Consider the following 13,950-nt stretch of genomic DNA (forward strand, 5'->3'; position numbering starts at 1 on the left):
TCAATCGCTTGCGACCGCCGCGCGCGAACCCTCCCCCGCACAGGCTAGCGGATTCACACGTCTCCGCGGAATGCTAACCCATGGACGATAAGCGCACTTCCCCTCCCCCCTGGTGGGAGGGGAAGCGCGCTTACCTTCAATGGGTTAGCATTCAGAGGAGAAGTGTGAATCCGCTAGCCTCTGCGGGGGAGGGTTCGCGCGCGGCGGTCGCAAGCGATTGTACCGCGCAACCTGCTGTATCGTGCACCATCCCGCGACGGGGAATGGCCCTGGTGATCGTTCGATTGCTCACCAGCCCTGAGACACAGCCTCGCCGGACTCATCTGCCGTCACCGCTTCACGCGGCGCGCATGCTCGGCAAAGGCCGCTTTCAGCCGATCATTCTGGCCGCGTGGATTGATGAGCGTGTCGAAGAAGACGGCGCGGTCCCGATCGGAGAGCACCAGGGTTGCATGCGAGACTATCGACTGCCGCGCGCGCGAGGCAGTTAGCTCGATCGGCGACATCGTCTCATCGTCGATCGAGTGGGGCGGCTGCGATCGGCACGACATCAGAGATCCAAATCCCGCAGCGGAGTTCTGTCGCGCTCCGGCAGGTCCCCGTCAGGCAGCCCTGACGAGGCCAGGAGATGCCCGAAACTCGGCACTCCCGAGGGCGGCCTCCGCATCTTGGGCGATGGGAGGAGAAAGTCCGGAGCACCGGGCAAAGCAGGAGCGCGCTCATCCGCGATGGCAGACCCGTCATCCGTCAAGCCTCGCGGTCGCAACCCGCCCATCGCCCCCTCCGACACCTGCAATTCTGACGTAAAGGCATCGAGCGTGCAAGCCCGGACGCGATCCAGACCATCTCAACGGAAAAGGGGCCGCCTTTCGGCGACCCCCTTCCGTCTCGCGAAGACCGGTTGGCTTGGACTTAGAAGTCCATGCCGCCCATGCCGCCGCCCGGCATCGCCGGAGCAGCGCTCTCCTTCTTCGGGGCGTCGGCGACCATCGCCTCGGTCGTCACCAGCAGGCCGGCCACCGAAGCGGCGTCCTGCAGGGCGGTGCGCACGACCTTGGCCGGGTCGACGATGCCGGCCTGGATCATGTCGACGTACTCTTCGGTCTGGGCGTTGAAGCCGTAGGTCTCCGAGTCGCCCTTGTCGCCGATCTTGCCGACCACGATCGAGCCCTCGACGCCGGCATTGCTGGCGATCTGGCGGATCGGGGCCTCAAGCGCCTTCAGGACGATCTTGATACCGGCCTGGACGTCGGCGTTGTCGCTCGAGAGAGCGGCCACGGCCTTCTTGGCACGCAGGAGCGCTGTGCCGCCGCCGGGAACGATGCCTTCCTCGACCGCCGCGCGGGTGGCGTGGAGGGCGTCGTCGACGCGGTCCTTCTTCTCCTTGACCTCGACCTCGGTCGCGCCGCCGACGCGGATCACCGCGACGCCGCCCGCGAGCTTGGCCAGACGCTCCTGGAGCTTCTCGCGGTCGTAGTCCGAGGTGGTCTCCTCGATCTGCGCCTTGATCTGCTGGACGCGGGCCTCGATGTCGGCCTTCTCGCCCGAGCCGTCGATGATCGTGGTGTTCTCCTTCTCGATGCGGACGCGCTTGGCGCGGCCGAGCATCGGGAGGGTCACGTTCTCGAGCTTGATGCCCAGGTCCTCGGCGATCATCTGACCGGAGGTCAGGATCGCGATGTCCTCGAGCATGGCCTTGCGGCGGTCACCGAAGCCCGGCGCCTTCACGGCCGCGACCTTCAGGCCGCCGCGCAGCTTGTTGACGACGAGCGTGGCCAGAGCCTCGCCCTCGATGTCCTCGGCGACGATCAGCAGCGGCTTGCCGGTCTGAACGACGGCCTCGAGCACCGGCAGCATCGCCTGGAGCGACGACAGCTTCTTCTCGTGGATGAGGATGTAGGGGTCCTCGAGCTCGGCGATCATCTTCTCCGCATTCGTGATGAAGTACGGGGAGAGGTAGCCGCGGTCGAACTGCATGCCCTCGACGACGTCGAGCTCGGTCTCGGCGGTCTTCGCCTCCTCGACCGTGATCACGCCCTCGTTGCCGACCTTCTGCATGGCATGGGCGATCATCTCGCCGATGTCCTTGTCGCCGTTTGCCGAGATCGTGCCGACCTGGGCGATCTCCTCCGAGGCCGACACCTTCTTGGCGCGGCTCTGGATGTCCTTCACGGCGGCCTGGGTGGCGAGGTCGATGCCGCGCTTCAGGTCCATCGGGTTCATGCCGGCGGCGACGTACTTGGCGCCCTCGCGGACGATCGCCTGGGCCAGCACGGTGGCGGTGGTGGTGCCGTCACCCGCGATGTCGTTGGTCTTCGAGGCCACTTCGCGCACCATCTGGGCGCCCATGTTCTCGAACTTGTCGGCGAGCTCGATCTCCTTGGCGACGGTCACGCCGTCCTTGGTGATCCGCGGCGCGCCGAAGCTCTTCTCGATCACGACGTTGCGGCCCTTGGGGCCGAGCGTGACCTTCACGGCATCCGCCAGGATGTCGACGCCGCGCAGCATCTTCTCGCGGGCGTCGGAGGCGAAACGAACGTCTTTCGCTGCCATGGTGATTCCTCACTGTCGATCGGTGTTTCGGAAAAAACCCTCCGGCGTCGGCTTCCCGTGCGGGGCGCCGCCGTCAGGCTTCAGGGCGTCTCAGGGGAGTGGGCTTACGCCAGCACGCCCATGATGTCGGACTCCTTCATGATGAGGAGGTCCTTGCCGTCGATCTTGACCTCGGTGCCCGACCACTTGCCGAACAGGACGCGGTCGCCGGCCTTGACGTCGAGGGGGGTCAGCTTGCCGGACTCGTCGCGGCCGCCGGGGCCGACGGCGACGATCTCGCCCTCTTGCGGCTTCTCCTTGGCGGAGTCCGGGATGATGATGCCGCCCTTGGTCTTCTCCTCGCTCTCGATGCGACGGACGACGACACGGTCGTGCAGCGGACGGAATTGCATGTGCTGCCCTCTTGCTTCGCGGAACGCGTTGCGGTTGGTGCTCTCGCCGAGGACGCGACCGCCCAAGGCGCCTGCCAACCCAGGCATTAGCACTCTCGTTGGGTGAGTGCTAAGGCTGGCGTGGAGATAAGCGGGGCGCGCGGACGAGTCAAGCACCTGCGCATCGGCGCTGGTGTGTTGCCCATACGGCACGGTTCGTCGTCCCCGCCCCATCAGGAGCACCGCCGGTTCCATGATCACGCTGCACGGCCCTGAGGGCGTCGTCGCCGAGGGCCAGGCCTGCGCGGCCCGGCCCCTGCCGCCCCACGGCACCTGGCTCGACCTCGAGGATCCGAGCGAGGCCGAAACCTCGCTCGCCGAAGCCGTCACCGGGCTCGCGGTCCCGTCGCGGCAGGCCTTGAGCGAGGTGCAGAATTCCCGCCGCCTCAACCGGCGCCGGGACGCCTTCTATCTCAGTACGCCGATGGTCTCGTTCCGGGACGACGACCTGACGCTCCGTCCCCTCGGCTTCGTGCTGACGCCGGAGCGGCTGCTGACCGTGCGCTTCCAGCCGCTCGCGGCCTTCGACACCGTGAAGGCGCGCCAAGCCGAGCGCGACGGGCCGGCCTCCAGCGTCGAGACGTTCCTGGCGCTCGTCGAGGAGCTGATCGACCGGATGGCCGACAGCCTCGAGACGATGAGCGACGAGCTCGATTCGCTCTCGACCCGGATCTTCACCTTCGACACCAGCGCCAACGGCCACGGTCGCCGCGACGCATCCGCCCCGAAGCGCCGCGACCTCGCCCTGCGGCGGCTCCTGCGCGCCATAGGCCGGCGCGGCAAGGCGCTGGCGAAGCTGCGCGCCTCGCTGCTCGGGCTCGGCCGCATCCTGCCCTACGTCGCCGGCGAGGCGGAGGGATGGCTGAGGCCTGAGGAGAAGGCCCGCTTCGAGAGCCTGCGCCTCGACGTCGCCTCCCTGGACGAGTTCGAGACGCGGCTCTCCGAGACGGTGCAGTTCCTGCTCGATGCTACCCTCGGCCTCATCAACATGGAGCAGAACAACACCTTCCGGGTGCTCACCGTCGTCTCGGTGATCGGCATCCCGCCGACGCTGATGGCCTCGGTCTACGGCATGAACTTCAAGCACATGCCGGAGCTGGACTGGACCTTCGGCTATCCGTTCGGGCTCGCGGTGATCGGGCTGAGCGCCCTGATCCCGGCGGTCTACTTCAAGCTGAAGGGGTGGTTCTGACGCCCTCTCACCGCTTGGCCGCGAGCGCCGAGCCGGCGAGGATCAGCCCGGCGCCCGCCAGCGTCGCCACGCCCGGCACCTCCCCGAAGGCGAAGTAGCCGAGGCCGATCGCCCACAGGAGCGCGGTGTATTCCATGGCGGCGAGCCGCGACGCCTCGGCCTGGGCGTAGGCGCGGCTGAGGACGAGGTGGCCGGCGACGCCGAGCATACCGACGAGGACGAGGAGCGCCCAGTCGGGTGCGGCGACCGGCGTCCAGGTCCAGGCGGCCGGGGCGGCCAGCATCGCGGCGGGACCGGCATTCTGGATCGCCACGATGGTGACGACCGGGTCGTGCCGGGCGCGGGCGCGCAGCAGCACCATCGAGAGCGCGTAGGTCAGCGCCGAGGCGAGGATCGCGGCGATGCCCCAGGCCGAGCCGGCGCCGCGCGCCACCCCCTCCGCCCCGACCTGGCCCGCCACCACGATCCCGACCCCGAGGAAGCCGACGACGAGCCCGGCCCAGACCGGAGGGCGCACCCGCTCGCGCAGGAGGAGCGCGGCGAAGAGCGCGATGAAGATCGGGCTCAGGAACGAGAGCGCCAGCGCCTCGGCGAGCGGCAGCACCGAGAGGCCGTGGAAGAAGCAGAGCGCGGTTGCCACCACCAGCACGGCCCTGACCCCGTTGGTGCGCCAGGTCTCGGCCGAGGGCCAGCCGGGGCGGAGCACCGCCAGGACGCCGGCCATCACCAGGGTGCCGACGAGGTAGCGGGAAAAGGCGATCTCCGTGACGCCGTAGCGGTCGGACAGGCCCTTGATGGTGGCGTCCATCAGGGAGAGGAGCCCGATGCCGAGGGCGGCGAGCAGGATCGCGGAGGCGGGGGAGGAGGAGGGACGCATGGTCTAAGCCGGATGGCCCGGCCGGGCCCGCGGCGCAAGGGTCTGGCGTCGTCGTGCCTTGAGGCGTTTCCTTAAGGGGTCCGACCCATCCTCGACTCCGGTTTTTTTCGTCGCCTCAAGGAAGCCCGACGATGCTGCATCAGGGTCCCGGCCAGCCCGCGCGGGGGCGGCGGTGAGAATCGTCCTCGTCGCCGACCACGCCTACATCAATGGCGGCCAGGCCAAGGTCTCGCTCGAGAGCGCGATCGGGCTCGCCCGCCGCGGCCACGAGGTGGTGCTGTTCGCCGCCGTCGGCCCGGCCGATCCGCGTCTCGCGGAAGCCGGCGTGCGCACGGTGCTGCTCGGCCAGACCGACGTGACCAAGGCGCGCTCGCTCGCCGCCTTCGGGGTGCAGTGGCTGTGGAACGCCCCGGCCGCGGCGCAATTGCGCGACCTCGTCGCCGACTCCGACCCGCGCGACACGGTGGTGCACGTCCATGCCTGGGCCAAGGCCCTGTCGCCCTCGATCGGCCCGGTGCTGCGGGGCACGGCCGCGCCTGTGGTCTACACCGCGCACGAATACTACCTCGCCTGCCCCAATGGCGGCTTCTACGACTACCCGGTCGCCGCGACCTGCCACCGGGTGCCGAACGGCCCGGCCTGCCTGACCCACAACTGTGATTCGCGCACCTATCCGCGCAAGCTCATGCGCGTCGCCCGCCACGCCCTGATGCGCCGCACCGGCCTCGTCGAGGGCATCGACGCGATGATCACCATCAGCCGGCTGCAGCGCGAGGTGCTGGCGCCCTACCTGCCCGCCACCACGCGCTACTTCGACGTCCCGAACCCGGTCGACGTCGCGCCCCTCGGCCACCGCGCCGGCCCGCCCGGCGACTTCGTGTTCGTCGGCCGCCTCTCGCCCGAGAAGGGGCCGCAGATCTTCGCCGAGGCGGCGCGGCTCGCCGGGGCGCGGGCGGTCTTCGCGGGCGACGGGCCGGCCCGGGCCGAGCTGGAGGCGCGCTACCCCGAGGCGTCGTTCCTCGGCTGGCAGAACCCGGACCAGGTGAAGGCGGTGCTGCGCGGAGCCCGCGCGCTCGTCTTCCCGTCGGTCTGGTACGAGGGCCAGCCCCTCACGGTGCTCGAAGCCCTCGGCCTCGGCACGCCGGTGATCGTCAGCGACGTCTGCGCCGGCCGCGAGGCGGTGCGCCACGGCGAGAGCGGGCTGTGGTTCCGCTCCAACGATCCGCGCTCGCTCGCCGACGCCATGGGCCATCTTACCAACGACGCCACGGCGCTCCGGATGGGACGCGCCGCCTACGACCTGTTCTGGGCCGATCCGCTGACGCTGGAACGCCACCTCGACGGGCTGGAGCGGGTCTATCGCGACGTGGCCGGGGAGGGTGGGCAGGAGCGGCCGATGGCGCGGGCGGTGGGGTAGGCTCCCGCTTCCTTCCAATCGACAGACGGCGCGGGATTTCTCGTCGACCTCAGCGGACCTACGCCGCATCGCGGCCCCTCGAACGAGCACCCACTGCAATGGCGGTCATCGCGGCCTTCGTGGTCAATGCGGTCCTGAACCTCGCCCTCGGCCTGCTCATCGCGCAGATCCTGGGGCCGGCGGATTTCGGCCGCTTCGCCCTCGGCACGGCCGGCGCGGTGGCGCTCAACACCCTGCTGTTCGAGTGGCTGCGCCTCTCGGCGACCCGCTTCTACTCCGAGCGGGTCCGGCAGGCCGAGCCGTGGATCCGCGCCATGCTCGACCGGGCCTACGCGGCCACCGCGATCGGCCTCACGGGCGCGGCGCTCCTGGCCCTGGCCGGCCGGCCCGTCTTCGGCGATCCGGCTTTGCTCGCGGCGGCCTCGGCCGGGGCGGCGGTCGGCATCGGGCTGTTCGACTACCAGGCGGCGCTGGCCCGTGCCCGCTTCGCCGGCGGGCTCTACCTGCGGCTCGTCCTGGTCAAGAACGGCCTCGCCCTCGTGATGATGGTCGGTACCGCCTGGGCGACGCGGGACGCCGCCGCGGTGATGCTCGCCGGGGGCCTGAGCCAGTTCCTCGCCGCCCTCGTCGTCCATCGGGCACTCAGCGATCCGCCGACCCCGCACGAGACGGCCCGCCGCCGCGAGGCCGTCCGCCTGTTCATGGCCTACGGCCTGCCGGTGGTCGCCGCCAACGTCGTCTACCAGCTGATGCCCTTCGCCAACCGTTCGGCGGTCGCCGCCGCGGCGGGCTTCGCCGAGGCCGGCTACTTCTCGCTCGCCGCCGATATCGGCGGGCGGATCTTCAGCACGCTGGGGGCCGCCCTCGACCTCCTGCTGTTCCAGATCGCGGTCCTCGCCGCCGAGACCCACGGCCACGAGGCCGGCGAGGAGCAGGTCGCCCGCAACGGCGCCGTCGTGCTGGCCCTGATCCTGCCGAGCGCTGCGGGATTCTGGGCCGTCGCCCCGGCGCTCGAGGCGATCGCGGTGCCGGAAGCCTATCGCGGCCACTTCGTGGGCTACACGCTCCTGCTGCTGCCGGGCCTCGTCGCCCTGGCGCTGATGAACTTCGTCCTCAACCCGATCTTCCAGATCCGCCGCCGCACCCTGCCGCTCGTCGCGGCCGGCGCCATCGGGGCGCTGGTCAACCTCGTCGCCGCTCTGGCGCTCACCGCGTCCTTCGGCCCGGCCGGCATCGCCGCGGCGCAGTCCCTCGGCTTCGTCGCCGCCCTGCTGTTCCTCGGCCTGCGCGCGCTGACCGGACCCGGCCGCCTCCGGATGCCCTGGCGCGATCCCGCAGCCATCGTGCTCGCCACGGCGGCAATGACCGCGGCGCTCCTGCCCCTGCGCGGCCTCGCGCCCTGGCTCGCCCTGCCGGCCTGCATCGGCGTCGGCGGGCTCGTCTACGGCGCCCTGGTCTGGCGCTTCGACATCGCGGGCCTGCGGAGCGCGGTGCTCGCACGCTTCGGCCGAGGGGTCCCGGCGGAGTAGAGGCCTTTGCCTCGAACTCGATTCGTTGCAGCGCCCCCCCGCTTGCAAGCCGCTCCCGTTGCCCGCAATGATCCGCGCCCGATCCGCCCACCGAGCGAACCCGCGATGAGCATCTATCAGCCCCGCAGCGAGGCCGAGGCCGCGATCCTGATCGGCGAGGCGGCGGCGCGGCGCGAGCGGCTGCGGCTCGTCGGCGGCGGCACACGGGCGGGGATCGGACGGCCTGCGCAGGACGAGGCCACGCTCTCGGCGGCGGGGCTCACCGGCATCACCCTGTACGAGCCGGCCGAGCTGGTCATCGCGGCCAGGGCCGGCACCCCGCTCGCCGAGGTCGAGGCGCGGCTCGCCGAGGGCGGCCAGATGCTGCCCTTCGAGCCGATGGACCATCGCCCGCTGCTCGGCTCGGCCGGCGAGCCGACGATCGGCGCGGTCGCCGCCGGCAACGTCTCGGGTCCGCGGCGCATCGCCGGGGGCGCCGCCCGCGACAGCCTGATCGGCGTGCGCTTCGTCAACGGGCGCGGCGAGGCGGTGAAGTCCGGCGGCCGGGTGATGAAGAACGTCACCGGCCTCGATCTCGTGAAGCTGATGGCCGGCTCCTGGGGCACGCTCGGCTTCCTCACCGAGGTCACCTTCAAGGTGCTGCCCGTGCCCGAACGCACCGCGACCCTGGCCCTCGCCGGCCTCGACGACGCCCGCGCCGTCGAGGCGATGAGCCTCGCCCTCGGCTCGCCGTTCGAGATCACGGGTGCGGCCCACCTGCCGGAGGGCATCGACGGACCGGCCCGCACGCTCCTGCGGATCGAGGGTTTTTCGGCCTCGGTCGATTACCGCCTCGGCCAGCTCACCCGCCTGCTGCGCGGCTTTGCAGCCCCCGAGACGGTGGAGGGGGAGGCGGCCACCGCCCGGTGGCGCGCGGTGCGCGACGTCCTGCCCTTCGCCGGCGGCGGCGAGGCGGTGTGGCGCCTCTCGACCGCGCCGGGGCGCGGCCCCGCCGTCACCGCGGCGATCGCCGCGTCGCGCCCGGCGCGCTGGTTCTACGATTGGGGCGGCGGCCTCATCTGGCTCGCCACACCGGCCACCGGCGATGCGGGCGCGGCGGTCGTCCGGGCGGCCCTCGCCCCCGGCGGCCACGCGACGTTGGTTCGGGCGCCCGAGTCCGTGCGCGCCGCGGTGCCGGTCTTCGAGCCCCTGTCCGAGCCGCTGATGCGGATCACCGCCGGCCTCAAGGCGGCGCACGATCCCGCCGGCCTGTTCAACCCGGGGCGGATGTACGCCGGGATCTGAAGTCGTATTTCCATCGCCGAGGGAGCGGCCCGCCGGCCATGAGCGTCATCTCGCATGTCTGCCTCGGCACCGCCGACCTCGCCCGCGCCATTCCCTTCTACGCGGCCCTGTTCGAGGAGCTGGGCCTCCGGCTCCGCTTTCACGAACCGGATAACGGGTGGGCCGGCTGGATGCCGTGCGACGCCGACCGACCCCTCGTGATCGTCGGCCGGCCGTGGGACGGCGCTGCCCCGAATCCGGGCAACGGGCTCATGACGGCGCTGACCGCCCGCTCGCGGGCCAGCGTCGATCGTTGCCACGCCCTGGCATTGGCGGCAGGCGGCACCTGCGAAGGAGCCCCCGGACTGCGGCCGCATTATCATCCGGCCTATTACGGCGCCTATTTTCGCGATCTCGACGGCAACAAGCTCTGCGTGGCGTGTCACGAGCCCGAAGGGGGTGTGTGACGGCCCGGTCCGCTGCTACGGGAGGGCCGCCGCGACATCCGTGAAGCGGACCTGATCCTCGCTCATGCGTTGCTGCCCTCGATGACCTTTCGCCTCGCCCACCTCACCGATCCGCATGTCGGCCCGCTGCCGCGCCCGCGGCTGCGCCAGCTGATGAGCAAGCGCGCCACCGGCTGGGTCAACTGGAGCCGCGGCCGCAAGCTCACCCACGACATGGAGATCCTGGCCGCCCTGGTGGCCGACCTGCGCGACGCCGCGCCGGACCACATCGCCTGCACGGGCGACCTCTGCAACATCGGCCTGCCGAGCGAGTGGGAGACCGCCCGCACCTTCATGGAGGCGCTCGGCGAGCCGGGCTTCGTCAGCTTCGTGCCCGGCAACCACGACGCCTACGTGCGCGGCTCGCTGAAGGGCCTCCTCGACGCGGTCGGCCCCTGGACCCGGGACGATGCCGGCCGCGACAAGGTTTTTCCCTACCTGCGCCGCCGAGGACCGCTGGCCCTCGTCGGGCTCTCGTCGGCGATCCCGACCGCGCCCTTCGTGGCGAGCGGGCGCCTCGGCTCCGACCAGATCCGGGCTGCCGAAACAATGCTCCAAGACCTCGCCGCCGAACCCGAGCGGCCGTGCCGGGTGGTGATGATCCACCATCCGCCGCATGTCGGCGGCGCCAAGGCGGGGCGCAACCTCACCGACGCCCACGCCTTCGAGGCGATGATCGGCCGGGTCGGCGCCGACCTCGTGCTGCACGGCCACAACCATGTCGGTTCCGTCGCCTTCGTGATGTCGCCGGGCGGGCGGCGCGTGCCGGTGATCGGCGCCCCCTCGGCCTCCGCCCGGGGCGGGGCGCTCAAGCACTGCGCCGGCTACCACCTCTACGAGATCGAGCGCACGGCGACCGGCTTCTCCCTCACCGCGACCCTGCGCGGCCTTCTGCCGGAGGGCGGCCTGGGCGATCTCGGCACACTGACCCTCAAGGGCTGAGAGGTCCCGGTCGATCTTCAAGGCCTAACCCGCTCCGCAACATTTCAGGCGAGCGGACGTTCTCCCGCCGATGCGCGGCCGGTCCCGGCGGCGCCGGCGGTGCGGCGGCGGATCAGGGCCGCCGACGGTGGGTCGGCCGAGGTGCCGGCTCCCGAGGAGCGAGGTCACCCGGATGGCGGACGAAGCAGGCGACGTCAGGGCGCAGGTCGCGAATGCGCGGGCCGAGGATGTCGGCCGGGGCGTCGCCCGGGTCGGTGCATCGGTGCTCCGGAGCCTCGGCCTCCAGGAAGGCCAGCCGATCGAGATCATCGGCAAGCGCCACACCACGGCGCTCGCCATCACGCTCGGACAGGAGGACGAGGGCCTCAGCATCATCCGCCTCGACGGACTCCAGCGCGTCAATGCCGGCGTCGGCTCCGGCGATCACGTCGAGATCCGCAAGGCCGAGGTGCGCCCCGCGACCCGGGTGGTGCTGGCCCCGGCCCAGAAGAACCTGCGCCTGCAGGGCTCGGGCGAGGCCCTGCGCCGGACCTTCTACCGCCGGCCCCTCGTCGCCGGCGACGTGATCTCGACCTCCGTGCCCTCGCGCTTCAAGAGCGAGGAGGTGCCGGAGGAACTGCGGCAGATGTTCAACATGCCGGCCTACGGCCTGCAGGAGATCCGCCTCGTCGTGGTCTCGACCCAGCCCGCCCGCGGCATCGTGCAGATCACCGCCGAGACCGAGGTCGAGCTGCGGCCGCTCTACGAGGAGCCGAAGGAGGTCCGCCGGGCCGACGTCACCTACGACGACATCGGGGGCCTCGGCACCACCGTCGACCAGGTGCGGGAGATGGTCGAGCTGCCGCTTCGCCACCCCGAGCTCTTCCAGCGCCTCGGCATCGATCCGCCGAAGGGCGTCCTGCTCTACGGGCCCCCCGGCACCGGCAAGACCCTGCTCGCCCGGGCGGTGGCGAACGAGACCGAGGCGCAGTTCTTCCACATCGCCGGCCCCGAGATCATGGGCAGCCAGTACGGCGAATCCGAGCAGCGCCTGCGCCAGATTTTTTCCGAGGCGCAGCGCAACGCGCCGGCGATCATCTTCATCGACGAGATCGATTCGATCGCCCCGAAGCGCGAGGAGGTCCGCGGCGAGGTCGAGCGGCGCATCGTGGCCCAGCTGCTGACCCTGATGGACGGGCTGGAACCGCGCCAGAACATCGTGGTGATCGGCGCCACCAACCGGCGCGACGCCATCGACGAGGCCCTGCGCCGGCCCGGTCGCTTCGACCGCGAGATCATCATCGGCGTGCCCGACGAGCCGGGCCGGCGCGAGGTCTTGACCATCCACACCCGCGGCATGCCGCTCGGCGACAATGTCGATCTCGACGAGATCGCCCGGACCACCTACGGCTTCGTCGGCGCCGACCTCTCGGCGCTCGCCCGCGAGGCGGCGATGGACGCGCTCCGCCGCGTCCTGCCGCAGATCAACCTCAAGGAGGGCATCCCGCCGGAGATCCTGGAGACGCTCCAGGTCTGCCGCGAGGATTTTTTGAATGCGCTCAAGCGCGTTCAGCCCTCGGCCCTGCGCGAGATCATGATCCAGGTCCCGAACGTCACCTGGGACGATGTCGGGGGCTTGGGCGAGGTGCAGACCAGGCTCCGCGAGGGCGTCGAGCTGCCCTTGCGCAACCCGCAGGCCTTCCGCCGCATCGGCATCCGCCCGGCCAAGGGATTTCTGCTGTTCGGCCCGCCCGGTACCGGCAAGACCCTGCTCGCCAAGGCGGTGGCCCGGGAGGCGCAGGCGAACTTCGTCGCCACCAAGTCCTCCGACCTCCTCTCGAAGTGGTACGGTGAATCCGAGCAGCAGGTCTCGCGGCTGTTCGCCCGTGCCCGTCAGGTCGCCCCGACGGTGATCTTCATCGACGAGATCGATTCGCTGGCGCCCGTGCGCGGCGGCGGCCTCGGCGAGCCGGCCGTGACCGAGCGGGTGGTCAACACCCTCCTTGCCGAGATGGACGGCCTGGAAGATCTGCAGGGCGTGGTGGTGATGGCCGCCACCAACCGGCCGAACCTCGTCGATCCCGCGCTCCTGCGCCCGGGCCGCTTCGACGAGCTGATCTACGTGCCGGTGCCGGGCATCGCCGGGCGGCGCCACATCCTGGGCATCCACACCCGCGCGATGCCGCTCTCCGACGACGTCGACCTCGACGGGCTCGCCGAGCGCACCGCCCGCTTTACCGGGGCCGATCTCGAGGACCTGACCCGCCGCGCCGGCCTGATGGCGTTGCGCGAGAACCTGACGAGCGAGCGGGTCACGCAGGCCCATTTCGACGCGGCGCTGCGCGAGACCCGCGCTTCGGTGACGCCGGAGATGGAGCAGGATTACGAGACCCTGCAGCGGACCCTCAAGCAGGAGGGGCCGCAGCGCCAGCCGATCGGCTTCATGCCGCTGCGCCAGGCTGCGGAATAGCCAAGTCGGTCTTCGGCCGGCCTGTGGCGCGGATGCACCATGGGCCGGCCGGCGATTGTTTCCGCCCTGTTTTCGCCACAGCCCGGCGGCCAACCCGTTCGACGTTAACCGAACGGGAGGGGACGATGACCCGACTGACCGCGCCGCGGCGCCTGCTGACACCGCTCGTGACGGCGGCCACGCTTCTGACCCTGGCCGCGCCGGCCCAGGCCATCAGCCTGCTCGACCGCGGGCCGATCGCCGACTTCCTGACGGTCTTCCGCCAGCAGGGCGTGCCGCGCCAGACCATCGGCTGGAACAGCCCCTACAAGCCCGGCACGGTGGTGATCTCGACCAGCCAGCGCCGGCTCTACTACATCCTGCCGAACCAGGAGGCGGTCCAGTACGGCGTCGGCGTCGGCCGCGAGGGCTTTTCCTGGTCCGGCACCAAGACCGTGACGATGAAGAAGGAATGGCCGGCCTGGCGCCCGCCCGAGCAGATGATCAAGCGCCGGCCCGACCTGCCGCGTTACATGGCCGGCGGCAACGACAACCCGCTCGGGGCGCGGGCGCTCTATCTCGGCTCCTCGCTCTACCGCATCCACGGCTCGAACGAGCCGGAGACCATCGGCGCCGCGGTATCCTCGGGCTGCATCCGCATGACCAACCGGGACGTGATCGACCTCTACGACCGCGTGAAGGTGGGGACGAAGGTGGTGGTGCTGCCGTAGGGCTCAATTTCCGAGGGTGAGTTTCACTCTGGTGCGAGGCGGCCGTGTCGGCGTTTGCGCCGATATTTCGAGCCGCTTCGC

At 71.0% G+C, this 13,950-nt stretch carries 12 protein-coding genes; 8 read left to right on the forward strand and 4 right to left on the reverse strand.

Annotated elements, in window-relative coordinates; all coding sequences use genetic code 11:
• Window positions 1–329: 329 nt before the first annotated feature.
• The 3 genes from QR78_RS18240 to groES form a co-directional block, all read right to left on the reverse strand.
• The gene (locus QR78_RS18240; RefSeq protein WP_244278485.1) at window positions 330–506 is read right to left on the reverse strand and encodes a type II toxin -antitoxin system TacA 1-like antitoxin; all 177 of its coding nucleotides are present in this window, start codon (window positions 504–506) and stop codon (window positions 330–332) included.
• Between the two features lie 406 nt (window positions 507–912).
• Window positions 913–2,553, reverse strand: a complete 1,641-nt coding sequence (gene groL, locus QR78_RS18245) for a chaperonin GroEL (RefSeq protein WP_048428984.1) — start codon at window positions 2,551–2,553, stop codon at window positions 913–915.
• Window positions 2,554–2,657: 104 nt separating this feature from the next.
• The gene (groES, locus tag QR78_RS18250; protein ID WP_048428985.1) at window positions 2,658–2,945 is read right to left on the reverse strand and encodes a co-chaperone GroES; all 288 of its coding nucleotides are present in this window, start codon (window positions 2,943–2,945) and stop codon (window positions 2,658–2,660) included.
• A 232-nt stretch (window positions 2,946–3,177) separates the two neighbouring features.
• On the opposite strand from groES, the gene QR78_RS18255 reads away from it, so the two are divergent.
• Window positions 3,178–4,176, forward strand: coding sequence for a magnesium transporter CorA family protein (locus tag QR78_RS18255; RefSeq protein ID WP_048428986.1), 999 nt, complete (start codon window positions 3,178–3,180; stop codon window positions 4,174–4,176).
• A 7-nt stretch (window positions 4,177–4,183) separates the two neighbouring features.
• Here QR78_RS18255 and QR78_RS18260 read toward each other — a convergent pair whose 3' ends face one another.
• Window positions 4,184–5,053, reverse strand: a complete 870-nt coding sequence (locus QR78_RS18260; protein WP_048428987.1) for a DMT family transporter — start codon at window positions 5,051–5,053, stop codon at window positions 4,184–4,186.
• A 172-nt stretch (window positions 5,054–5,225) separates the two neighbouring features.
• Between QR78_RS18260 and QR78_RS18265 the strand changes: the two genes are divergently transcribed.
• The 7 genes from QR78_RS18265 (at window position 5,226) to QR78_RS18295 (ending at window position 13,869) form a co-directional block, all read left to right on the forward strand.
• A complete protein-coding gene (locus tag QR78_RS18265) occupies window positions 5,226–6,470 on the forward strand; it encodes a glycosyltransferase family 4 protein (protein ID WP_048428988.1) in 1,245 nt (414 codons plus the stop codon).
• A 98-nt stretch (window positions 6,471–6,568) separates the two neighbouring features.
• Window positions 6,569–7,999 carry a polysaccharide biosynthesis C-terminal domain-containing protein gene (locus tag QR78_RS18270; protein ID WP_048428989.1) on the forward strand — a complete coding sequence of 477 codons (1,431 nt, stop codon included), beginning with the start codon at window positions 6,569–6,571 and terminating at the stop codon, window positions 7,997–7,999.
• Between the two features lie 105 nt (window positions 8,000–8,104).
• Window positions 8,105–9,283 (forward strand): glycolate oxidase subunit GlcE, encoded by a 1,179-nt coding sequence (gene glcE / locus QR78_RS18275; RefSeq protein ID WP_048428990.1) that lies wholly within the window; start codon window positions 8,105–8,107, stop codon window positions 9,281–9,283.
• A gap of 38 nt (window positions 9,284–9,321) precedes the next feature.
• Window positions 9,322–9,729: a VOC family protein gene (locus QR78_RS18280; protein ID WP_048428991.1), complete on the forward strand. Its 408-nt coding sequence runs from the start codon at window positions 9,322–9,324 to the stop codon at window positions 9,727–9,729.
• Between the two features lie 81 nt (window positions 9,730–9,810).
• The gene (locus tag QR78_RS18285) at window positions 9,811–10,710 is read left to right on the forward strand and encodes a metallophosphoesterase family protein (RefSeq protein WP_048428994.1); all 900 of its coding nucleotides are present in this window, start codon (window positions 9,811–9,813) and stop codon (window positions 10,708–10,710) included.
• Window positions 10,711–10,882: 172 nt separating this feature from the next.
• Window positions 10,883–13,159, forward strand: coding sequence for a CDC48 family AAA ATPase (locus tag QR78_RS18290; protein WP_048428992.1), 2,277 nt, complete (start codon window positions 10,883–10,885; stop codon window positions 13,157–13,159).
• Window positions 13,160–13,284: 125 nt separating this feature from the next.
• Window positions 13,285–13,869: a L,D-transpeptidase gene (locus QR78_RS18295; RefSeq protein ID WP_048428993.1), complete on the forward strand. Its 585-nt coding sequence runs from the start codon at window positions 13,285–13,287 to the stop codon at window positions 13,867–13,869.
• The last annotated feature ends 81 nt before the right edge of the window (window positions 13,870–13,950 follow it).

The sequence above is a fragment of the Methylobacterium indicum genome (genome assembly GCF_001043895.1).
In the GTDB taxonomy this organism is placed as follows: domain Bacteria; phylum Pseudomonadota; class Alphaproteobacteria; order Rhizobiales; family Beijerinckiaceae; genus Methylobacterium; species Methylobacterium indicum.